15 protein-coding genes are annotated in these 22,780 nt (G+C 35.8%); 2 read left to right on the top strand and 13 right to left on the bottom strand.

Annotated features, from left to right (window positions below):
• Nucleotides 1-29 precede the first annotated feature (29 nt).
• The 8 genes from LVD51_RS05550 to LVD51_RS05515 are packed head-to-tail and all read right to left on the bottom strand — an operon-like array spanning nt 30 to nt 12,157.
• Nucleotides 30-1,214, bottom strand: coding sequence for an exo-alpha-sialidase (locus tag LVD51_RS05550; protein WP_236970206.1), 1,185 nt, complete (start codon nt 1,212-1,214; stop codon nt 30-32).
• 2 nt (nt 1,215-1,216) lie between these two features.
• The gene (locus tag LVD51_RS05545) at nt 1,217-2,455 is read right to left on the bottom strand and encodes an exo-alpha-sialidase (RefSeq protein WP_236970205.1); all 1,239 of its coding nucleotides are present in this window, start codon (nt 2,453-2,455) and stop codon (nt 1,217-1,219) included.
• On the bottom strand, nt 2,456-3,703 hold the full coding sequence (locus LVD51_RS05540; protein ID WP_236970204.1) for an exo-alpha-sialidase: 1,248 nt from the start codon (nt 3,701-3,703) through the stop codon (nt 2,456-2,458).
• Nucleotides 3,704-4,882, bottom strand: coding sequence for a M14 family zinc carboxypeptidase (locus tag LVD51_RS05535; RefSeq protein WP_236970203.1), 1,179 nt, complete (start codon nt 4,880-4,882; stop codon nt 3,704-3,706).
• 24 nt (nt 4,883-4,906) lie between these two features.
• A complete protein-coding gene (locus tag LVD51_RS05530) occupies nt 4,907-6,178 on the bottom strand; it encodes a M14 family zinc carboxypeptidase (RefSeq protein ID WP_236970202.1) in 1,272 nt (423 codons plus the stop codon).
• A 28-nt stretch (nt 6,179-6,206) separates the two neighbouring features.
• On the bottom strand, nt 6,207-7,778 hold the full coding sequence (locus tag LVD51_RS05525; RefSeq protein WP_236970201.1) for a RagB/SusD family nutrient uptake outer membrane protein: 1,572 nt from the start codon (nt 7,776-7,778) through the stop codon (nt 6,207-6,209).
• Between the two features lie 11 nt (nt 7,779-7,789).
• The gene (locus LVD51_RS05520) at nt 7,790-11,188 is read right to left on the bottom strand and encodes a SusC/RagA family TonB-linked outer membrane protein (protein ID WP_236970200.1); all 3,399 of its coding nucleotides are present in this window, start codon (nt 11,186-11,188) and stop codon (nt 7,790-7,792) included.
• A 39-nt stretch (nt 11,189-11,227) separates the two neighbouring features.
• Entirely contained in the window at nt 11,228-12,157 is a 930-nt protein-coding gene (locus LVD51_RS05515) for a FecR family protein (RefSeq protein WP_236970199.1), read from the bottom strand.
• Nucleotides 12,158-12,420: 263 nt separating this feature from the next.
• On the opposite strand from LVD51_RS05515, the gene LVD51_RS05510 reads away from it, so the two are divergent.
• Nucleotides 12,421-12,978, top strand: coding sequence for an RNA polymerase sigma factor (locus tag LVD51_RS05510; protein WP_236970198.1), 558 nt, complete (start codon nt 12,421-12,423; stop codon nt 12,976-12,978).
• Nucleotides 12,979-13,335: 357 nt separating this feature from the next.
• Here LVD51_RS05510 and LVD51_RS05505 read toward each other — a convergent pair whose 3' ends face one another.
• From LVD51_RS05505 to LVD51_RS05490, 4 genes are all read right to left on the bottom strand, one after another.
• Nucleotides 13,336-14,232 carry a metallophosphoesterase family protein gene (locus tag LVD51_RS05505; RefSeq protein ID WP_236970197.1) on the bottom strand — a complete coding sequence of 299 codons (897 nt, stop codon included), beginning with the start codon at nt 14,230-14,232 and terminating at the stop codon, nt 13,336-13,338.
• A 29-nt stretch (nt 14,233-14,261) separates the two neighbouring features.
• Nucleotides 14,262-16,085, bottom strand: coding sequence for a RagB/SusD family nutrient uptake outer membrane protein (locus LVD51_RS05500; RefSeq protein WP_236970196.1), 1,824 nt, complete (start codon nt 16,083-16,085; stop codon nt 14,262-14,264).
• A gap of 20 nt (nt 16,086-16,105) precedes the next feature.
• A complete protein-coding gene (locus tag LVD51_RS05495; RefSeq protein WP_236970195.1) occupies nt 16,106-19,555 on the bottom strand; it encodes a SusC/RagA family TonB-linked outer membrane protein in 3,450 nt (1,149 codons plus the stop codon).
• A gap of 84 nt (nt 19,556-19,639) precedes the next feature.
• Nucleotides 19,640-20,599, bottom strand: coding sequence for a FecR family protein (locus LVD51_RS05490; RefSeq protein ID WP_236970194.1), 960 nt, complete (start codon nt 20,597-20,599; stop codon nt 19,640-19,642).
• A 236-nt stretch (nt 20,600-20,835) separates the two neighbouring features.
• Here LVD51_RS05490 and LVD51_RS05485 point away from each other — a divergent pair, with 236 nt between their 5' ends.
• Nucleotides 20,836-21,390, top strand: a complete 555-nt coding sequence (locus LVD51_RS05485) for an RNA polymerase sigma factor (RefSeq protein WP_236970193.1) — start codon at nt 20,836-20,838, stop codon at nt 21,388-21,390.
• A gap of 256 nt (nt 21,391-21,646) precedes the next feature.
• Here LVD51_RS05485 and LVD51_RS05480 read toward each other — a convergent pair whose 3' ends face one another.
• Nucleotides 21,647-22,594 carry an endonuclease/exonuclease/phosphatase family protein gene (locus LVD51_RS05480; RefSeq protein WP_236970192.1) on the bottom strand — a complete coding sequence of 316 codons (948 nt, stop codon included), beginning with the start codon at nt 22,592-22,594 and terminating at the stop codon, nt 21,647-21,649.
• Between the last annotated feature and the right edge of the window lie 186 nt (nt 22,595-22,780).

The following is a 22,780-nucleotide window of genomic DNA, read 5'->3' as shown; positions in this document are numbered from 1 at the left end:
TCGTTATTTGACCATTTAGTAGTAGGTCATTACAATTTATCTAAAGCAGATACTGGAAATTTAAGTACTTCCATAGTTTGTTTAGCACCTGCAAAAGCGACCAAGATTTCGCCGTTGTGCTCTATAACGTGGGGATAATCGATATGACGTCCGCCCACTAAATATCCAATTTTATTAAATACCAATCCGTCCTCACTTACGGCGATTGTCATTGGATCCCGCTTTTCTGGATTGGAGTTAGAAACCAAAATATATCGACCATCTTTCAATCTCAGACCGCTAAACTTTGACCGTGCATCGGGGAAATTGGTTTTAACTGGATTAGACCAAGTTTTGCCATTATCTGTTGAAAAGGCCCGATACAAATAGCCACTTCTATTATTATCTCTGAAAAAAGCTACTAAGTTATTGTCTGGTAAGATCAACCAATAGGGCTCTTCAGCTGCTAATTCCTTGCCTTTGTATCCAATTAAAGGAAAATTTTCCCACTGATCAAAAGACTTCACTCCTCCTATTATGATATGTACATTAGCCATACTATCTCTACGAGTCATCATCCATTCCCCTGTAGGCAATTTTTTAGGTGAAAAATTATTCATTGCATCATCCATTACCATTCCTAGATGTTCCCATTTCATTTTTCGCTTAGAAGTCAGTTCAAATGCATGAAGTTGTAGACCTTTACCTCGATAACCTCTTCCTCCATATTGGGTAACCAAGGCCAATAATTTACCGTCTCTTACCCAAAATCCTCGAGCAATCCAACCGTGACCTGTTTTGGGATCACCTGCCAAGCTTCTAGGTTCACTCCAATGGATACCATCTTTACTGGTAGCGAAAGACACCAACTGTCCAGGCAAATCATGTCCAGGCACTACACCGCGATGCTTTTCGGCACCTACACCATCGCGTGGATTTCCGACACCATCACTCCACATGGCCCAATACAATCCCTTGTAATGCACCAAATAATTGTGCTGATTGACTTTTCTTCCCCAAGCATATCGCACGTCATTGACGATAGAATGTGTGGAGGCTATCACGGGCAAATTTTCAAAATCCAAATCGTGAGTTTCCTCTGGAATTCCAGGACCTTGAAGCATCAACGGCGAACTGGGATTGGTCTCTGGATGGGGGTAGGATTCCTGCCCAATTACCGGATGTACTATTACTAATAAACTAAAAATGATGAATAAATAATTTCGTGATTTCATGGTTACTTATTTTGAGGATAATCATCCATATTTAATTTGTCTAAGTCTGATATCTTGATTTTCAATACTTCTATTTTTTGTTTTGTCGAACCTGCAAAAACGACTAATATATATCCATCGTGTTCTATTACATTGGGATAATCAATATGGCGACCTCCAGTCAAATAGCCCATTTTGTTAAACACCATCCCATCATCACTAATGGATATAGCGAGCGGATCTCTTTTCTCTGGATTGGGATTGGACACCAAGATATACCTACCATCGGACAAACGCAATCCATGAAATTTAGACCTTGCATCAGGAAAATTAGTCTTTACTGGGGTACTCCAATTTCTTCCATTATCCGTAGAAAATGCTCTGTACAAATACCCACTTTTTTTGTTGTCTCTAAACAAAGCCATTAAACTTTTTCCATCCGGCAACACCCACCAATAGGGTTCTTCTGCTGACAATTCACTATTAGTGCCCAATACTGGATACACTTCCCAATCATCCTTTGAAGTCAAGCCGCCGACCATAAAATCTACTCCTTTCTCAACGTAGTCATAAGCTCTTCGCGACATCATCCATTCTCCAGAAGGGATCTTTTTAGGGGCAAAATTATTAATGGCATTGTCGTAAATTAAACCGGCATCTTCCCACGATCCACTTTGCTTATTAAAAGTAAAAGATCTAAGTTCAAGACTTGGTCCAAAAAAACCTTTGGCTTCATCCAAGGTAGCAAGCGCCAAAAGCTCTCCATCTCTCAACCAAAATCCTCGTGCTATCCATCGCATACCTTTGTCCGTTCTAGTATTATAATATTCGGAACTAGGACCTGAATTGGGAGGATAAGGGGTCAACATCTTCGGCTCTGTCCACTCTAAGCCATCAGGACTAGTCGCATATTTGACAACCTGCCCTACTCTGTCCTCCACTCCTGGCCCGTCGCTCCACATCAACCAAAATTGACCTTCATGAAAAATCATGTAGTTGTGTTGATTCACGCCTCCTGCTAAATGTTGCCCTGCAAACTTATATTTAGATTCGTTCTCATCTTTACTTTGTACATCGCTTACTACCACATGTTGCGATGGAATCACTGGCAAACGATCAAAATCAATGCTATGAGGATGGTCGAACCAATCCCCTTCCAACATCAATGTTGACTCTGGATTTTTGACAGCGTCAGGATAATTTTTTGGACTACATCCAAAAACAATAATGAGCAATGCTAATAATGTGAAAATGTTTTTCATTTAATTCGATTTGTATTTTGACATATCTAATAGATCTAAATCAGATATTTTAATTATTAAAACTTCAATTTTTTGCTTAGTTGATCCCGAAAAGGCAATTAATAAATACCCGTTGTGTTCTATTGCATGAGGATAATCCAATTGAAATGGTGGGCGATGACCTACTAGGTAAGCCATTTTATCAAATACCAATCCATCATTACTAATAGACAGGGCTAGTGGATCTCTTCTCTCAGGATTAGGATTGGATATTAAAACATATCTACCATCTTCCAATCTTAGACCATAAAATTTAGACGCTGCATCTGGAAAATTGGTTTGTACAGGGGTAGTCCAATTTCTTCCATTATCTGTAGAAAACGCTCTGTACAAATAGCCACTTTTTTTATTATCGCGAAACAACGCCATTAAACTTTTTCCATCTGGCAACACCCACCAATAGGGTTCCTCTGCTGACAATTCACTATTGCTTCCCAAAACTGGATACACTTCCCAATCATCTTTAGAAGTCAATCCACCAACCATAAAATCCACCCCTTTTTGGACATAATCATATGATCTTCGAGACATTAACCACTCCCCAGATGGAATTTTTTTAGGAGGAAAATTATTTATAGCATTTTTCATAATTAATCCTTTATCTGACCATCTTTCAGAATGCTTATCCCATTTAAAGGCTCTTAATTCTAAACTTTCACCAAAAAAACCATTGGCTTCATCCAGTGACACTAAAGCTAACAAATTGCCCTCATACTCCCAAAAACCTCTAGATATCCATCGATATCCATTATCTGATCTTGTATTATAGTAAGAACTCGTCGTATCTGACTGAGGTGGATAAGGCGTCAACAATTTTGGTTCCGCCCAATCTAGACCATCTTTACTCGTAGAATATTTTACTACTTGACCGACTCTGTCCTCTACCCCTGGGCCATCACTCCACATCAACCAATATTGATTATCATAAAAATATAAGTAATTATGTTGATTCACTCCACCACTGGCTTTGGGATTGTAATGAAGATTGGCAGTATCGCTACCTCTGACATCACTTACTACTATGTGATGCATAGGCAACTTCGGCAGATTTAAAAAGTCGATATCATGAGGATGATCAAACCAATCTCCCTCTAACATTAAAGTTGACTCTGGATTATGCTGTGGATCAGGATAATCAATACGCTGCGTACAAGAGAAAAATAGAGATATTAGAATGATCGAACAAAATGGAATTAAAAATTTAAGCATCTACTTTAAATGATTATTGTGAACAAAGTAATCCGACATTGCTTTACCTAGAGCTATAGCTTCAGATCTGTATCCAGCCTTAGTACTCAAAGGTGTATTCATATTTACTTCTAGTGTAAATGCTATACAGGAATCATTCGTGTGGAGCAATACCCATTCATGAGAAGAACTACTTTTTTCTTTATCCCAAGCTCTTTCACTAAACAAAATATGAGTCATTGATTCTGTTTTTTTCGTTTCATCCGTCAACAACTCAGATTTCAAAATTTCTAAAAACGCTTTTCGATTCTTTCTTTGTTGTTCAAAAGGTAAATCCTTTTCAAAAGGTGTCAAAAAGAAGGGGTTACTTTTAGCGCCTGGCCCATGAAAATCAATAAACATATCCATCATATTAGAACTCGTAAGTCCTAATAAATGAGATTTTATAGTTGCCACCTCTGGCCATAGCTCAGGCTCAGTGTGCCAATTCATCCAATGATCATAAGGCAATTGATATTTACCCGTTCTTCCCTCGACCACCGCATCAACATCAACGATAGGCACGATATAAATATCAGACCATTTTCTCAGTTGAATAGCTTGGTCATCATTCGAACACAACCACAATGCCATTTCATGTAGTACCCAACTCGCCCCAGATTCAAAAGCATGAGCTCGCGCTTGCAACCAAATACCATTTTTTGCTTTTTTTGTTGCTTCCATTTTCATTGCCCGAACCGAACGTTTTTTCTTGGTTCTACACAGTTCAAATGGTTTCACTTTTTCGAACCTTGAGCATTGTTCTATCAGAGCCGTTGCATGATCTGGTACATATGGTAAATCATAAGCCAAATACATTTCATGATTTTTAACAATGTGCTTATATTCAAAATACTTCTTCCCATCCACTACAATATCTTGCCCCTTATTGGTCAAAGCCCAACTCATTTGATCATAACTAAAATAAGCTTGATCACTTATACCAGCTATTTCAGGATCTCCCTTAACCAATCGAATGGAAATTTCTTGGCCTGGTTGCAATCCTAGTATTTTGAAATACCACCATACTTTACTCCAACCTGCTTGCCCTTCATCGTGTGGGATCACTTCTAAGACAGTAGGTTGATTTTGGACAATAGAGATCTCACCTCCGGCACTTATGAAATCAGTTTGGATCAATAATTCTTTTTTGGCATTCATCTTTAACATATTTCAAATCATCCTTTATTTAAGATGAAATCCTTGACTAAAATATTTTGAAATTGCTTTTCCCAAAGTTATCGCTTCAACTTGATACCCATCTAAAGTACTCAATGGTGTACCCATATTCACTTCTAATGTCAGGTTAATTACATTATTAGTGGTGTTTTGCCCCACCCACATATTCGAAGAATCATGATTTTGACTTTTCCATTCTCTTTTACTATAAAAAAATTGATGCATGGATTGAGTCTTACTGGTGTTTTCATCAAATGACCTTGCCCCTAAAACGTCAAAAAATTTCTGACGATTAGTTCTTTGAATATCTGTTTTGAGGTTTTTGTCAACAGCGATTATAAAATAGGGGTGACTTTTATTTCCCGGGCCATGAAAATCTATAAACATATCTAACATCTCCTTAGAAGACATTTTATTCAGTTTAGATTTTGTCACATTTACTTCTGGCCAATGAGACTTTGCTTCACTCCAACCTCTATTGTGGTCGTATGGTTTTTGATTTTTGCCAGTTCTACCTTCTTCTACAGCATCCACATCCACTATTGGGAGAATGGTTATGTCCGCAATTTCGCGAAGTTGTAGAGCAAGAAGGTCATTTGAGATTAACCATTTAGTCAATTCATGTAATACCCAACTACTCCCAGCTTCAAAAGAATGAGCTCTGGCCTGCAACCAAATACCATATTTTCTATCTGACTTTTTACCTGTATTTTTCAATTGAATAGCCTTGACGACTCGTCCATGACTACTCTTACAATAATCAACGACTTTAACACGAGGCACACCCTGCAATTGTGGCAAGAGTTTGGATTCTAATTCCTTCATTCGATAGGGCAAATCATACGCAAAAGAGATCTTTTCTCCACGCATCACATGATGGATTTGTACATACTCTATACCATCTATATCAATGATATTTCCAGAATTAGTCAATGCCCAATTTTCATCATCATAGCTGTAAAAAACTTGCTCGGCAAACCCAGATCCCTTTTCTATATTTAAAATTATATTTTCATTTGGAGAAATTCCCTCCACTTGAAAATGCCACCAAATCTTAGACCATCCACCATCATTTTGATTATGCGGAACAACCTGAATCGTTATTGGATCCATTTTTTTCAACAACACTTCCCCCCCTCCATTAGGAAACTCAGTAGTCAATTTAATTTTCGAGTATTGACCTACGTTTTTGGAAGAGAAGCAGTAAGCATTAGCACCAATGATACTTACTGCCCCTATCGTACCACTTAATTTAACAAATAGTCTTCGATTGATCATAAGAAGTTATCTTTCTATTTCACCAGAATTATTTCCAATTCGGATTTTGTTCTAGATTTTTGGCTCTATCAATAGCATCTTGAGGAATAGGCCAAGTGTAATGTTTAGCTGGATCAAATATTCTTGTTTGAACATCTTTGTACGGCAATAATGAATTACCATTTTCATCTCTAGGCAAATCTACCCAATTAGATAAATCCATACTTTTTATTTCTTTATTTAAAACATCTTCAGCTATTCCCCATCGAAGAATATCAAAATATCTCAATCCTTCGCCTGCCAATTCAACTCTTCTTTCATTTCTAATAAATTCGCGCAAGCTAGATTGATCATTATATATAGTTTGGTCTACATCTGGCATTCCTGCTCTATTTCTAATAAGATTCAATGCATCGTAGATACTTTGATCAGGACCTGATACTTCATTCTTTGCCTCTGCATACATCAACAAAACATCAGCATATCTAAACAAAATCCAGTTGACATAAGCATCCCAAAATTTATTTTCTAAATCTGCTACATATTTAAGATAGTAAATATAAGTAAATGCAAACCGCGCTTCTGAACCTGTAAAATCTACGGTCGCACCGTTATAATCAATTCCTTGATAAATAAAAGTTTCATAAAAACGGGGATCTCTATTGTCAAATGGTCTTGCGGCGTGTTCAGGATTATTCCAATCAAATGGACTTCCATCACTCATTTCAAAACTCTGTTGCAATTCATCCGTAGGTAATACAAGAGCATAACCACCTAGATTAACAGGTGCATATTTTCTCACAATCCCTTGACCAGGGTGCGTATTGACATTTGCAGCATACTGATGAGCTAAAATAACTTCCTCTGTTTGATTATTAAATGCTGTAAGAAAAACCTCTTTAAAATTGGGATGAAGACTATATTGATTTAAATCCATAATTTGCTTAGCAGTATTAGCAGCTTCAGACCATTGACTATTGTATAAATGCATTCGTGCTTTCAATGCCAATGCTGCACCTTTTGTTACCCGTCCTGTTTCACTTTCAGGCCAGTCAAGAGGAAGTTTCTCAATTGCCAAGTCTAGTTGACTAAAAATATAGACTAAGACTTCTTCTTTAGAGCTTTTAGGTATGTCACTTTCCTCGATGCTTAATGGTTGGGTGACCAGTGGGATACTCCCATAAAAATTAACCATTCTAGAATACTGGTAGGCTAACATAAAATGCACTTGACCAGACAATTCACTCTCTTTTTCTGCAGTAATATTTGGAACTTCCTTCACATAATCGAAAAATTCTAAAGCTAATCTAATGTATCTGTAATTCCAAAAACTATTTACATGAGGATCATTAGTGTCATACAATCCATTTGCAATATTATTTGCGCCAGAACCCGCTCGTCCATAGGCATTATCACTAAAGGCTTCAAAAAGAGATTCATCAGCACCTCCTAAGCCAAGATACAAATTGTTCACCCACAACTCTGCTTGCTCTTCATTTTCCCAAAATGTATCTAAGGATGGGGTATCCAAAGGAGCCCTATCTAAAAAATCATCATTGCACGCAAATAATAAAACTAGTATTATTGCAAAAGATGAATGTTTATTAATTGAATATTTCATAATTACTAGATTTATAAATTTATATTAACACCAAAATTAAAGAGTCTAGACAGAGGATACCTAGCCTCTAATTGTCTAATATCCAACCCAGTAGCTAACTCTGGATCATATCCTAAATATTTGGTAAAGGTTATTAAATTTTCAGCACTTACATACAATTGAATGTCTCCTAATTTAAGATTGGACCATTTCTCTCCTGATATGGTATAACCTACTTGTAATTGTTTTAAACGGAAATAAGAAGCATCTTCTAACCAGAAACTTGAAAATTCCTTATTAATACCAACTAGTGGTCCTCCTCCTACTCTAGGACTAGGAAACTTAGCATCTGTATTCTCTGGGGTCCAATAATCCAAATGATAAGATCTAACAGAAGAAATTTCCCATGGTCTAGTTATGGCATTATGACTCATAACTCCTTGTCCAAATGCAATAAAATTAAAGTTCTTATAGTCAAAATTAATGCGTACTCCAAAAGGCAATCTTGGATCTGACCTTCCTAATCTTACTCTATCATCGCTATTAATTTCACCATCGTTATTGGCATCAAGATATTTAATATCTCCTGCTCCTACTTGAGGATTTTGTGTTGCACTATTATTGGCTTCATCATCAGATTGGAAAAATCCAATTGCTTTGTAACCAAACCATTCATCCATAGAATAATCCTCTTCTGAAATACTATATCCTGAAATACGAGGACTAATTCCCCCCATACTCACTATGTTGTTTTTTGAATCCGAAATTTGAAAACTTAAGCCATAACTAAAATCTCCTAAAGTATTTCTATGTCTTAACTCTAGTTCCCATCCCATGTTATCTACCTGACCAGCATTCTGAACTGGTTCTGCTTGACCAAATGTTGTTGGCAAAGGCAATTGCAATAAGATATTTTTAGCATTTTCACTAAATAAATTAATATCAAACTCTAATAGATTATTAAAGATACTTCCTTCAATTCCTAAATTAATAGCTTCTTTGGTTTCCCATGTTAACAGAGGATTAGGTGCTCCTGCAGTACCTACTGCTCTTTGAGGAGATCCATTGAAAAAATAAGCAGACTGTGCTAATCTATTAGCAAAAGGATAAAACCCAACATTCTGATTACCCACTTGCCCCCAAGCAAGTCTAAATTTCAAGAAAGTTAACACTGAATTACTACTTAAAAAATCTTCATTTGAAGCTACCCAACCTGCTGAAAACGAAGGAAAGAATCCCCAACGTCTATCCTCAGAAAATCTAGAGGAACCATCATACCTAGCAGATGCTTCAAATAAATATTTATCATTATATGAATAATTAGCCCTTGCAATATAAGACTCCAATGCCCAATCAGATGCAGTACCATTAACAGACCAAAAGTTTGGATCACTACTACCTGCATCAATAACATAAATATTATCAGTCAAAAAATCTCTTGTACCTATGCCTTCGACTGTATTATTGTACCATTCACGAGTCATACCGCCAAGAAATGACAACTCATGGCCCGAGATATTTTTACTATAATTTAGGAATAGATTTATATTTTGCAAAGTCTCTTCAGAATAATCAATATCTAAATAATTATCTACTGATTCAACAGCTACTTTGTCTTGATCGATTGGGTCATAAACCTTTAAAATATTTTTATAACTTCTATTCTTTTCATTCGTACCCACAATTCCATAACCAGCTGTAAAATCCAATTGATCCCAAATATTATAAGTTACCTTAAAATTACCATTTAGGCGATTGCTTTTACTCAATCTTTGACCTCCATCCTCTGAAAGAACTGCCAAAGCATTTCCTCCTTGAGTATGAGCTGCTTCCTGTAACCACTTGCCATCTTCTGATAAAAATGGCTCTGTTTTTTGGGTTGAATAAATAAATCTTAATGGAGACCAACCAGAACTCGGTGAGATTCCTTTAGAGGGAGAATATCCTCCACGCACATCCAATTTCAATTTTTCTCCGATGTTAAATACTTGATTTAACTGAAAGTTCAATCTTTGAAAATCTGAATTGATAACGATCCCATTTTGATCCAATAACCCAATGGACATGTAATACTTATGAGCATCCGTTCCGCCGGAAATGCTAACATTATGATTGCTTTGAATAGCTTGATTGATTAAATAACCATCCCAGTCGTGATCTTGCCAATCAGAACTCGAAAATCTAGCTAAATCCGATTCGGTATAAAATGGAGCTGTTCCATCATTAACTAAAGCCAAATTCCGCATTGTTGCATAATCAAATGCGGAGGGTTTTTCTGGCCATCTAGTCGGATCTTGCAAGCTAATTGTACTTTTTATGTTAATTCTTGGTTTTCCACTACCTCCTGATTTAGTAGTCACTAATATTACTCCACCAGCAGCTCTAGATCCATAAATAGAAGCCGAGGCAGCATCTTTTAAAACACTGATACTTTCTATGTCATTGGGATTTATTCTATCCAAAGAAGAAGGTACTCCATCTATAATGGTTAGTACAGGATTACTAGTAAAAGTACTTGCACCTCTTATCTTAAAATCTATGGTTTGATTCCCGGGCTGCCCTCCTGTTCTCACTACATTCAAACCAGAAACTTGTCCTTGAAGTGCTTCTTCTACAGAGGCAATGGGTCTATTCTCTAATTGATCAGCTTCGATAACACCTACGGCACCAGTTAGATTCACTTTTTTTTGAATACCGTATCCTACCACAACCACCTCGTCTAACAATTCAGAATCCGATATCAATTGTATGGAAAGCTCTGTTCTTCCATCCAAGGGTACTTCGACCGTCTGATAACCAATATAAGAAAAAACCAAAATGGCATTTTCATTGACATCATTAAGAGAATAATTTCCATCAAAATCAGTTGCGGTTCCTTTGTCTGTTCCTTTGACTTGCACATTGACCCCAATTAATGGCTCATTATTCACATCAGTTACTGTACCAGAGACATTGAGTACTAGTCCAGTCAATTCTCTAAGTTCCGGAGACCAAGCATATAAGAGTCCAGCTTCGCTAAGTGGTCGCAAACTCCGATCGACCTTAGCTTCTTCTCCCTTCTGAATAATGTCGCCAAAATGTTTCATCATTTCTTTTAATGATTCCAATCCTTGCTTATCATTCTTGTATAATATAACAAAACGTTGATCGTAAAATTTAAAATGAAGATTGGTACCTTCCAGCACTCCAGAAACGGCCTGCTCAACGGTTAAACCATCTTTTTTTACGTAATGTACCTTCATGTCCTTAACCAAGGTGTGATCAAAGGTGAAGTACACCCCATAATCCTCACTAATGGATCGTATGGCCTCAACCAAAGTCATTTCTTGATTGCCATCCATTTTATTTTCATACTCTGTCGCCCATGTGGGATAGACCAGAGACATAAAAAGCCCTATGGTGCATAAACACCTAATGTAAATTTTTAACATAATCAATATTGTATTTATATACTCCTAAATAAAAAAGTTTTACTTATTACTAGATATTTTATAGGTTTCACCTATAGATTCGATATTCACATTCATGGAGAGTTTAAGAGACTCCATGGTCGCCTCCCAATTCATATAAGGAACCCCTATATCCATTGACTTTTCAAGCAAGTCATTTTCCTCACAAATAAATTCTTTACCGAAAATATCACTAAGTGACACGAGAATGTCCTTTAATTTTTCACCGCGAAAACTAATGACACCATTTTTCCACGCAGCTGCAGAATTCAATGTTTCATTGACTGATTGCGCAATTTCTTCCGTTTCACTATCAAAAGACACTTGATCTCCTGGCTTTAAGACCAGCGATGTATTTTCATTGTTATCTAGATTCAATTTCACCTTTCCTCGCTCAAGAAATACTTTTGCATCTCCCCTACGAGATTGAACATTAAATGCCGTCCCTAAAACATTTACTCTTATATGTTCCGCGACCACATCGAAAGGGATGGCTTTCCCTTCAGCCTCATCATCTATGTGTACAATATCGAAGTAAGCCTCGCCCTCCAATTCAATTTCTCTACGATTCTCCTTCTCCCAGTCCTTCATCCATTTTGCCGTAGAATTGGCATTTAAAGTCAATTGACTACCATCGGGCAAAACAATTTCTTGAGTTTCTCCATAATTGGTTTGATAGACGATATAAAGGTTCTGATCCGACTTCATACCCCAACCAATCGCCAACACCAAGACAGCTACTGCTGCTGCACTTGCCAGAGCGACAGCAATGGACTTGGAAGTCCAGAAGCCTTTCTTAATTTTCACTTCTCCAACTCCGTTAAATTCAGTCAACCAATCGTGATCGACAGAATCTTCAAGTTCTTTATATAAGGATGGGTGGTCTCGAATAATAGCAATCATTTCTTCGTACTCCAATCGACTACTATCCCCATTCTTATACCTTTTCAATAATATTTTAAATTTTTCTTGATAATTCAAGGCTTTCCATATTTATATTTAACAATAACAAAATATAATTTCACCAATTCTCCTTTCTAAAAATCAAATCCAAACAGGTAAACTGTTTTAACCAAAAAAAAGACTAGTCAATAATTGATTTTTTTTAAAAATTATCATTTGACTTTACTACCTTTACACCTACAATATACTATTCACGCAGCTTTTCAAAAGATCAGATCCACTTTTGAGTATATAAATAACAATGTGTGAAAATGGAAGAATTATTAAAAAAGTATAGAAATCGAATTTACGGATTCATGCTTAAATATGTCAAAATTCCCGAGTTGGCGGAAGATTTGACTCAGGAGGTGTTGATTAAAATTTGGAAAAATAGAAATCGTTTTCTTACTATGGAAGACAAAGAATCATATATGCTGGCAATCACCAGAAATATGATTAGAGATCATTTCAAAAAACTAACCCAAGAAGAGAAGTATAAAGAAGAAGTATGGAGTCATTTTCCGCAAACTGATAATTCACTGATTCGACAAATACAACGGGAGGAATTAACCGACAGCATTAACCAAGTCGTCAATAGTCTACCCCATCGCCAACGTGAAATATACAAACTCAATTTTCAAAGAGGCATGTCACTTAAAGAGATATCCAAACAACTCGACATCTCCCCTTTCACCGCCAAAAACCACTTGGCTAAAGCGCTGAAGGTCATTCGATCTAAGGTCAATCCGGAGTCGTTTCTTGTAGGGTTATTGATTATTGGATTTTATGGCAACGGAATAGGAAGAGTAGTTTCAAATCTTATACAATAAATCTATCGGCTATACCTAGGGAGTATATCAAAATAGCTTCCATCAAACTATTGTCGCAGCATTGTACTATGGCATGAAAATAGACGAGGCAATTGTATCAACTACCCATTCTTACTTTCTTAAAAATACGGCTTACAAAAAATAAGCCCTATTTATCAAACTGTCATTGGTAAAGTTTTATAAAAACATACCAAACAACATTTTACTATTTTGATAAATAAGGCTTAATATTATTCAAAATCTTTAATTATAGTTTTAAAGATTTCTCTCAGAAAAATTCAATTTTTGAATTTTCGTAAAATTTAAAGGCTAAATTCCTTCTATCATTTAGAGTATTGAATTGACCCTAAATCCTGATCATTCGATAGGAAGGGATTTTTCTTTTTTAAATCCAGTAAGTACCATCTCCAAATCAGAATTGATATCCAAAATTGCAAAACTATTATTCTCCAGTCCCGGGCCTTCTACTGCTGCTTTTAAGGTAAAATAAGTAATAGAATTAATCTTATTATTATCTCCCTCATGGTAATGACCTTGAAGAACTAAAATAACCTTTTCTGATTTTTCCAAAACAGATCGAACCACACCTGAATTATTCACACAATATGCTGCATTACTTTCATTCTCATCTAAACGCTGATGAACAAAAACAACGGTTGGCAATTGGGTTTTCTCCAAGTCTTTTTCAAGCCACAGCAATTGGTTAGCTGGAATATTTGCATCTTTCCAATCAAAATTTCCATGATCGTATTCCATTCCTTGAGAAGTATAATTCGCATCTAGGACAATAAAATGAAAATCATTTTTATCAAATGAATAGAAATTCTTTGCTTCCTTAAAACCAGAAATGGAAACATTCTTCAAAAACTGTCGCTTAGAAATACTGTCGTGATCATGATTCCCCAAAACATGGTATTTAGCTCCATTGAAACGACTAAACTCTTTTTCCATTGCTGAAAGATACTTCAACGTCTTCTTTTCATTAGGCACTTCATCTTGATCTTTAAAATCTCCTAATTGAATCAAGAAATCAACTTTTTCTTCATTCATTACAGAAACACATTCTGATAATTTCGTTAAAGATTGATTATAATACCTATTATTCCCTTCTCCTGGTATACGATCTGCAAAGTGAAGATCCGTTATCAACCCTATTCTAATATTGTGCTTTTTAGATAACTTATTCCAAGAAAAATTGAAAGGTGCACCACCTATTATTATCGATGATGTATATATGAACGCTCTCCTTTTCATTATTCATTTGTTTATTGATACAATAAAATTTAGTACCCTGGATTTTGCTGAAGTTGAGGAGCCTTATTAAGTTCATCTATAGAAAGGGGAATCCAGTATAATTTATCCGTTATCGATCCTCTATCAAATGCAACAAAATTTTGCCATGTAACGACGGTATCATTCTTGACTTGATCTCTGGTTTCAATAATCCTAACACCTCTAACAGGTTTTAATACTTTATCCAAGATTTTCCATCTTCTTATATCAAACCATCTTTTGTCTTCAAATACAAGTTCTATTTGTCTTTCATGACGTAAGGCCTCTTCAATATCTCCTTCAAAATCCGGCATACCCGCTCTATTTCGAACCATATTCAAGTATTTTTCCGCTTCATTTAATTCTCCCAATTCCATACATGCTTCTGCATAGTTTAAAAGAATTTCGGCATACCTAATTTCAATCCACACATTACTGTTGTATTCATCCTTTCCCACTACTTCATCATCAAGCATTTTCTTCATTATATACCCTGTAAAACTTCCACTCCACTCTTGAATTGGACCTTGCCGTGTATCCAGACCAAACTCCTGAGTTTTGGATCCATCACTATGAATGGTTTCAACCGTTCTTCTATCATAAATTCCTATGGTATCAAAATCTCTAAGTGATTCGATTCGCTCTTGAAACTTAGCACCATCATATAAAACAGAAGCATAAAAACGAGGTTCTCTATTACTATAGATATTACCTGCATATTTATTTGATTTATTAAAATAATACCCGTCAGCGTCCATATCAAAATGTTCACTAAATTTAGAACCATCAGCCATCTCATAATTATCCACTAATTCTTGAGTTACATTGGTAGATGACCAATTGTATTGTCCATTGGGCCCCATCCATAAATTCATCCGATGTCTTTCACCAACATTATCGAGAAACATTTTTCCCCAAATGATTTCATCATCAGACAAATCTTTAGCCTTAAAAAAATTGAAATAATTACTTGCAACGGCCACTTGATCAGGGGCACCAAAATCACTTAACTGAAGTGTCGCTAAATCCATCACATCTTTTGCTGCAGATTTCGCAGACTTCCACAATGCAACTCTATCGGCGTTTTTGTATCCCACCAATTCATTCACTACTTCTTCATCAGCAGTCAGATCACTTGCCGCAAACAATAAAATTCGTGACTTGATAGCAAGTGCCGCTTCCTTAGTAGCTCTTCCTAGATCAATATTCTGTTTCAAAGGGAGTAATTCCGCCGCTTTATCACAGTCTGCTACAATAAAATCAACGGTTTCTTTAAACGATGATCTCTCTACTTTTGAAAAGTCAAAATCTATTTGAAATGACTCGGACAATAGAGGCAAACCACCATAAGTTCTCGCCATATGAGTGTATAAGAAAGCACGTAAGAATAAAGCTTCACCTTTTTTAACCGCTATGGATTCTTCAACCTGAAGTCTTTCTTCTCCACTATAAGCTTGGGCCACTTGATCAACATTATCTAGAAAATAATTAATCCGCTGGATATTCTTAAAATTCCACCATCCAATATGAAACAAACTTTTTGATCCATTCTGTCTTTCCCAATAAGTCCATACCTCATCCGCAGTAAGGTTTCCATCTACATAACCTACCATATGTTTATTATAAACTTCATCGGTAACAGCAGAAAGCATTAAATAACCTTTAAATCCATGACTCGTGTTTTTATAGCAATCCCTTAATACTGCATCCGCCAAATCAATATCAGACCACACCGTAACATCTGAATATTTGTCCAAAGGCTTTTTATCAAGCAATCCCTCATTACAAGAAGTGAGAGACACCAAAATAAATATTATATATATAAAATTTTTCATAATAATTAATTGAGAATAGTTTATAATTTTATTTGCAAACCAACAGCAATAGTCTTCATTATGGGATAGTTCGAAATACTACCAAGTTCCGGATCCATAATATTACTACCGCTTCCTACAGATAGCATTAATAGATTCTGAGCAGAAACATATACTTCCGCATCAGACAATAAAATAAAATTTGAAAGACGCTTTGGAATGGTATAAGACAGTACAATATTTTTTAGACGCATATAGGACATATCATGATGATAATAATCTGTCATATGACTTCCTCTCCAATAAGGATTGTCTCTTTCAAATGATCTAGGTTTATCCGCCAAGGTATTGTCCGGTGTCCATCTTCCATCTGCATCATACTGAAAGTAGGTTCCCCCTTTGCCTTGCACAGCGGTAAATATCTGTTTTGAAGTTTGTCCTACACCTTGAATCAAAGTATTTAATTTCCAATTTTGATAAGACAGATTGATGTCTAAACCATAAATAATTCTAGGGGTACTCGACTGGTCAAAGACTACTCTATCATCGTTTGTGATTTCTCCATCATTGTTATAATCCAATATTATTATATCTCCAGGACGAGCCCCATCCACATGAGGATAAGAATCCAAATCTTCTTCATCATCGAATACCCCAATAGATTTATACAATAAGGTTGATCCAATTGGATGCCCTGTCAGACTCTGCCATGCCACACTTCTCTCAGGCTCATCATATTCAACTATTTTATTATTTGAGAAAGAGAAATTTCCATTTACCGATACACCTAATTTATTGAATACATTATGATATCCAGCTACTATTTCAAAACCATTGACATCCACAATACCAAAATTTTCATCAGGCAATTCCAAACCTGTAAAGCTTGGCACGGAAGCATTTCTTTGTATAAGTATATTATTTCTTCTCTCATGAAAGAATTCAAAGTCTAAACTGAATTTTTGATTAATAAACATTGATTCAAAACCAAGATTAAAGATATTGGCCACTTCCCAGGTTATGAATGGATTGGGTACTCCATCTTGAGTTAATGCCGTTTGATAACTTTTGGTCAAACCAAAAACCGTACCTGTAGAAAATTTATAATTGGTCAAATATTGGAAAGCATCCACTGCATCATTTCCTAATTTTCCCCAAGAAGCTTTTAGCTTAAAATAATCAACTTTAGGAAAGACCCTAGGCCAAAAATCCTCACTAGAAGCCCGCCAGCCTAATAAAAGACTAGGGAAATTCCCCCATCGGCCATTGTCTTCTGAAAATCTCAAAGAGCCATCTCGTCTGAATGAAAATTGAGCTAAGTATTTTTCATCATAATTATAGCTAATTCTACCAAAATAATTCATTCTAGAATCAATAGAAACCGACGAACCAATTGACTGATCATCCACACTACCTGCAAAAAGATATGGCAATTGATCTGAGATAAAATATCTTCTAAAAGCATTTATTCCTTTAATTTCATATTCAGAAGATTCATAGGCAACAAAAGTGTTCAATGAATGAATTTTATTAAATACTCTGTTATAATTTATTTTAAAATTCAAGGTTTGAGTAAATGCATCACTATAAAAATCATTTACTTGAGGTTCAGAAAAACCAGTTGTATATGATTTTAAAAAACTGGAACCATCTTCTTTTCCAGTATTTCCTGCAGCATAATAAGCTTCAGTATCCAATACATATAAGGTCCAAGGCTTCTGAAATACTTTCTTAACATTAAAATATCGATCGTAAGAATAAAATCCAGAAAGGGACATTCCTTCTACAAAGGGTACTTTTACCTCGGCATCTAAAATATTTTCTAACCTGTATATTTTAGTGTCATTAAATCCAGTTTCAAAAGAGGTAGTTACAACAGGTTGGTCACCATATTCTACATCAGGTCCAGGAAATCCATTGGGAAATATCGCATGCTGAGTTGGTTTACTCCTATATATCCCATTTTGAAAAATTGAACTAGCACTTTTCGTTGGGTACATTGAATTTTCTTGTGAGCCATTGACATTTATCCCTACTTTGATATAGTCATTAATTTCACTATCTAATTTCAACCTTAAATTATATCGATTATATGAGGTAGCATTAGACTTGTAAATACCATCATTAAACTGATTACCAAATGAACCATAATACTGTATCTTTTTAGTTCCCCCACTTACCGCTACAGAATGATGATGAATATTTGTGTTTTTAGCAATGGCAGCACTATACCAATCGGTATTGGGATGGGTCCATACATATTCTCCTGATTTATATTTTTCGACATCTTCTAGTGAAAATTTCAAATTTTCTTCAGGAATTCCCTGATACAATTCTTGCTCTCTAATCATTTGAGCATAAGTAGGCGCATCGACCATTTCTGTTATTTTCGTTGGCGAGCTAAATCCATGATAATAATTATAACTTAATTTAGGTCCTCCTTCTTTGCCTTCCTTTGTTGTAATAAGGATGACGCCATTAGCCGCTCTCGCGCCATAAATAGCTGCAGAAGCATCTTTCAATACAGACAAACTTTCAATATCTTGAGGATCTATTGAATTCAAATCTCTTCCAGGTATGCCATCAATGACGATTAATGGATTATTATTCCCTAAAGTTGATTTACCTCTGATTAAAATACTCGCCGCATCACTTCCTGGTTCTCCGCTCGATTGTTGTATAATGGTCCCAGAAAGTCGCCCTGACAGAGCATTCGACACCATTGACACAGGAGAAGAAGTAATGTCTTCATTAGACAAACTACTCACTGAGCCAATTACGTTCACCTTCTTTTGTGTACCATATCCTACGACCACTACTTCATCCAAAAGCTCTGAATCAGATAGCAGTTTTACTGACAGTTCTGTTCGACCATCTAACGGAATTTCGACGGTTTGAAAACCAATATATGAGAATACTATTATGGCATTTTCATTAACGTTATTGAGTGAATAACTTCCATCAAAATCAGTGGCGGTTCCCATCTCACTTCCTTTAATTCGTACATTCACACCTATCAAAGGCTCTCCGTTAACATCAGTAACTTCCCCACTAATGTTTAAGATTAGCCCAGTTAATTTTCTTAAATCAGGCTTCCATCCATCCATTAGTCTGGTTTCTCCCAATGGGTAAAGAATACGACTGACTTCCCCAACTTCTTCCCTTTCAATGATTTCGCCAAAATGCTTCATCATTTCCTTAAGAGATTCCATCCCCTCTCTATCGTTTTTGTATAGGATAATAAAGCGCTGATCATAAAACTTAAAATGAAGATCAGTACCCTCTAACACCCCTGAAACTGCTTGCTCCACACTTACCCCATGGTCTTTCACATAGTGTACTTTAAGATCTTTGACCAAGGTGTGATCGAAAGTAAAATAGACCCCATAATCTTCGCTAATGGATCGTATAGCATCAACCAAGTTCATTTCTTGATTGAGAATTGCTTCATCTGTCTTTTCTCCTGACCAAATAGGGTAGATTAAAGACATAACAAGCCCTATGGTGCATACACACCTAATGTAAATTTTCAACATAATAAATTTGTATTAATAGACTCTTAAATAAAAAAGGTTTTACTGATTACTAGTTATTTTATAGACCTTATCAATGGGTTCAATATTAATGTTCATTGAAAGTTCGAGTGACCTCTTCGTGGCTTCCCAATTCATATAAGGGACCCCAATATCCATCGACTTTTCAAGCAGGTCATTTTCCTCACAAATAAATTCTTTACCGAAAATATCGCTGAGTGAAATAAGGATATCTTGTAATTTTTCACCGTGAAAACTGATCACGCCGTTTTTCCACCCAGCAGCGGAGGTCAGGGTTTCATTCACTGTTTGAGCAATTTCCTCTGTCTGACTATCATAAGACACTTGATCACCGGGATTAAGGATCAAAGCTGTATTTTCACTGTTATCAAGATTTAATTTCACCTTTCCCCTTTCGAGAAATACTTTGGCATCCCCTCTTCGAGACAGTACATTAAAAGCTGTTCCCAAAACATTAACTCTTATATGTTCCGCAACCACATCGAAGGGAATGGCTTGACCTGCAGTCTCATCATTTAGGTGTACAATATCAAAGTAAGCCTCTCCTTCCAGTTTAATTTCTCTTCGATTCTTCTTCTCCCAGTCCTTCATCCATTTAGCGGTAGAATTGGCATTTAGAGTCAATTGACTCCCATCTGGCAAAGAAATTTCTTGTGTTTCTCCGTAATTGGTTTGATAGACAATATAAGTGACTTGATCCGCCTTTATCCACCACCCAATAGCTAATATCATTAAAGCGACTGCCGCAGCGGTTGCTAGGGCTAAGACCATTGATTTTGTGGTCGAAGGAACTCTTTTAACCTTGATTTCCTTAACGCCATTAAATTCAGTCAGCCAATCTTTGTCTACAGAATTTTCAAGCTCCTTATACAAGGATGGATGGTCGCGAATGATAGCGATCATTTTTTCATAATCGGATTTGGACGACTCTCCAGTCTTGTATTTATCTAATAATTCTTTAAACTTGTATCGATAATTCAATGCACTATTTATTTATATTTATACCAAATCAATCCCTATCCAAAAATCAACGATTTCTAGAAAGTAAAAATCAAATTCAACCGGGTAAACTTCAATTGAATAAAAAAAGACTAGTCTGAAAATATATTTTTTTTAAATTTTCATTTCGTCAAATACTTCACCTTAACATAATATTCGGAATTCAACTTTCATACAGATTAATTCTACTTTTGAACGAATAATATCACTATGTGAAAATGGAAGAGTTATTAGAAAAGTATAGAAATCGAATTTTCGGATTCATGCTTAAATATGTTAAAATTCCCGAGTTAGCTGAGGATTTGACACAGGAGGTATTGTTGAAAATTTGGAAGAATAGAGATCGGTTTTTAACCATTGAAGACAAGGAATCATATATGTTGGCTATGACTCGAAATATGATTAGAGATCATTTTAAAAAACTAACGAAAGAAGAAAAATATAAAAAAGAAGTCTGGCGCCATTTACCTCAAAGTGACAATTCTTTGATTCAAACCATTCAACGAGATGAAATGACCGACAACATTAAACAAGTCGTCAATAGCCTACCTCATCGCCAACGGGAAATTTACAACCTCAACTTTCACACTAGCATGTCTTTAAAGGAAATATCTGAACAACTCGACATATCACCTTTTACCGCCAAAAACCACTTGGCCAAAGCGCTGAAGGTTATTCGTTCTAAAATCAATCCGGAATCATTTCTAACCGGACTAGTGATTATTGGATATTTCGGATGGGAAATGGCCCAGGCCATACTAAACATTTTATAACCAAATCTTAGAAAATAAAGACGAGTGATGTGATTAGAAATTTTCATAAGTGTTGACCTATTTTCTTAATAGATAATAACCTACACCTTATCCGACACTCATATCACAATATTCGACCGAAGACAAGAACCAAAAAGTATTAAAATCTTTTAAAATATCAATTTCCCAAAAGACCAGTATTCCCCACATAGTCTAGGGCCAATATTACCTGTACATATTTAGAGGAGATATTGGCTTTTATGTAATTGGCATAGAATTAATTGATCACAAATTCGGTCAAAACCAATCCATGGTCTGAGGGGTACATAAATTCTTTATCATTGATCATTATCGTTTCACCGAGGTCTTTCTTTAAAATATGTGATTTTCTGGCCTTGATTTTATTGCCCTTATAATGGATGTAATCAATTCGACAACTGGCATCTCCACTGCCTATGGTATGGCCCGGCTTTAATAAGGCATCGGGATGAACTTCCCGGTATGAATCGATTAAACCGACTTTCTCAAATGCTGATGTTGTCCACCAATTGACGACCATTCCCTGATGAATACCCTTGGTATCCTCTTGCCAATCTAAATGAGAACGGGCATTGAAATCGCCTCCAAAGATTAATGGTACTTCCTCATTTTGATCCAAAAAGTATTGCAAAGAATCCAAAATAGCTGTCACTTGAGGTTCTCTTTCATCTGATTTATCCCACTCAACCAATTCTTCTGCACTCATATTTAAGGTAAATGGCTCGTACGACCATGGCTGATAATTTAACCAAACATCAAAAACATTAAGTTTCATGGAATCATTAGGAAATATTTCAATACCACCGATATTAAAATATCTGTAAAAATCAAATCTTTCACCAAATGGGAATTTACTCATTATTGATAAGTTGATATTGGGATTATCCAACGCAGTCCCTTCTGGAGCAATGAGGTGAAAATTGTAATTTAGAGAATCTGCTATCATTTCACCCGCACCATAAGTCTCTATCATCAACACTATATCGGGATCCAACTCTTTAATGATGTTAATTACATGAGGTCTTCCATCTTCTTGCAATGCTACATTCTGTCCTCCGTGCAAAATATTCCATACCAATACAGAAAAAGTTTGATTGGTTTTTTCAACCTTATCTTCATTCCTTTCTGATTGATTGCAAGAACAAAAAACCCATAGTAATAGAAAGACCACATTAATTTTCATCATAGCATTATTGTTTTGACATACCGTTTATCTTCATCACTGCCTTCGATATCCACAAAAGAGCATCATTTTCTTTTATCTAAGTGCGAACTTTTACTGAACTCCATGATTGAATACAGATACATCCTTACTAATTATAGATTGAAGGATGATAATCACAACATAGAAAATCAAAACTTTCCCTCTGTC

It is taken from the genome of Membranihabitans marinus (assembly GCF_021729155.1).
Lineage (GTDB): Bacteria > Bacteroidota > Bacteroidia > Chitinophagales > Saprospiraceae > Membranihabitans > Membranihabitans marinus.
The sequence above is the reverse complement of the archived record's forward strand: the minus strand, read 5'-3'. Positions and strand labels throughout refer to the sequence as shown.

Bases quoted from the DNA above. Each gene is read 5' to 3' on its own strand.
- LVD51_RS05550 (WP_236970206.1), bottom strand. From the start codon at position 1,214: ATGAAATCACGAAATTATTTATTCATCATTTTTAGTTTATTAGTAATA.
- LVD51_RS05545 (WP_236970205.1), bottom strand. From the start codon at position 2,455: ATGAAAAACATTTTCACATTATTAGCATTGCTCATTATTGTTTTTGGA.
- LVD51_RS05540 (WP_236970204.1), bottom strand. From the start codon at position 3,703: ATGCTTAAATTTTTAATTCCATTTTGTTCGATCATTCTAATATCTCTA.
- LVD51_RS05535 (WP_236970203.1), bottom strand. From the start codon at position 4,882: ATGAATGCCAAAAAAGAATTATTGATCCAAACTGATTTCATAAGTGCC.
- LVD51_RS05530 (WP_236970202.1), bottom strand. From the start codon at position 6,178: ATGATCAATCGAAGACTATTTGTTAAATTAAGTGGTACGATAGGGGCA.
- LVD51_RS05525 (WP_236970201.1), bottom strand. From the start codon at position 7,778: ATGAAATATTCAATTAATAAACATTCATCTTTTGCAATAATACTAGTT.
- LVD51_RS05520 (WP_236970200.1), bottom strand. From the start codon at position 11,188: ATGTTAAAAATTTACATTAGGTGTTTATGCACCATAGGGCTTTTTATG.
- LVD51_RS05510 (WP_236970198.1), top strand. From the start codon at position 12,421: ATGGAAGAATTATTAAAAAAGTATAGAAATCGAATTTACGGATTCATG.
- LVD51_RS05505 (WP_236970197.1), bottom strand. From the start codon at position 14,232: ATGAAAAGGAGAGCGTTCATATATACATCATCGATAATAATAGGTGGT.
- LVD51_RS05500 (WP_236970196.1), bottom strand. From the start codon at position 16,085: ATGAAAAATTTTATATATATAATATTTATTTTGGTGTCTCTCACTTCT.
- LVD51_RS05495 (WP_236970195.1), bottom strand. From the start codon at position 19,555: ATGTCTTTAATCTACCCTATTTGGTCAGGAGAAAAGACAGATGAAGCA.
- LVD51_RS05485 (WP_236970193.1), top strand. From the start codon at position 20,836: ATGGAAGAGTTATTAGAAAAGTATAGAAATCGAATTTTCGGATTCATG.
- LVD51_RS05480 (WP_236970192.1), bottom strand. From the start codon at position 22,594: ATGATGAAAATTAATGTGGTCTTTCTATTACTATGGGTTTTTTGTTCT.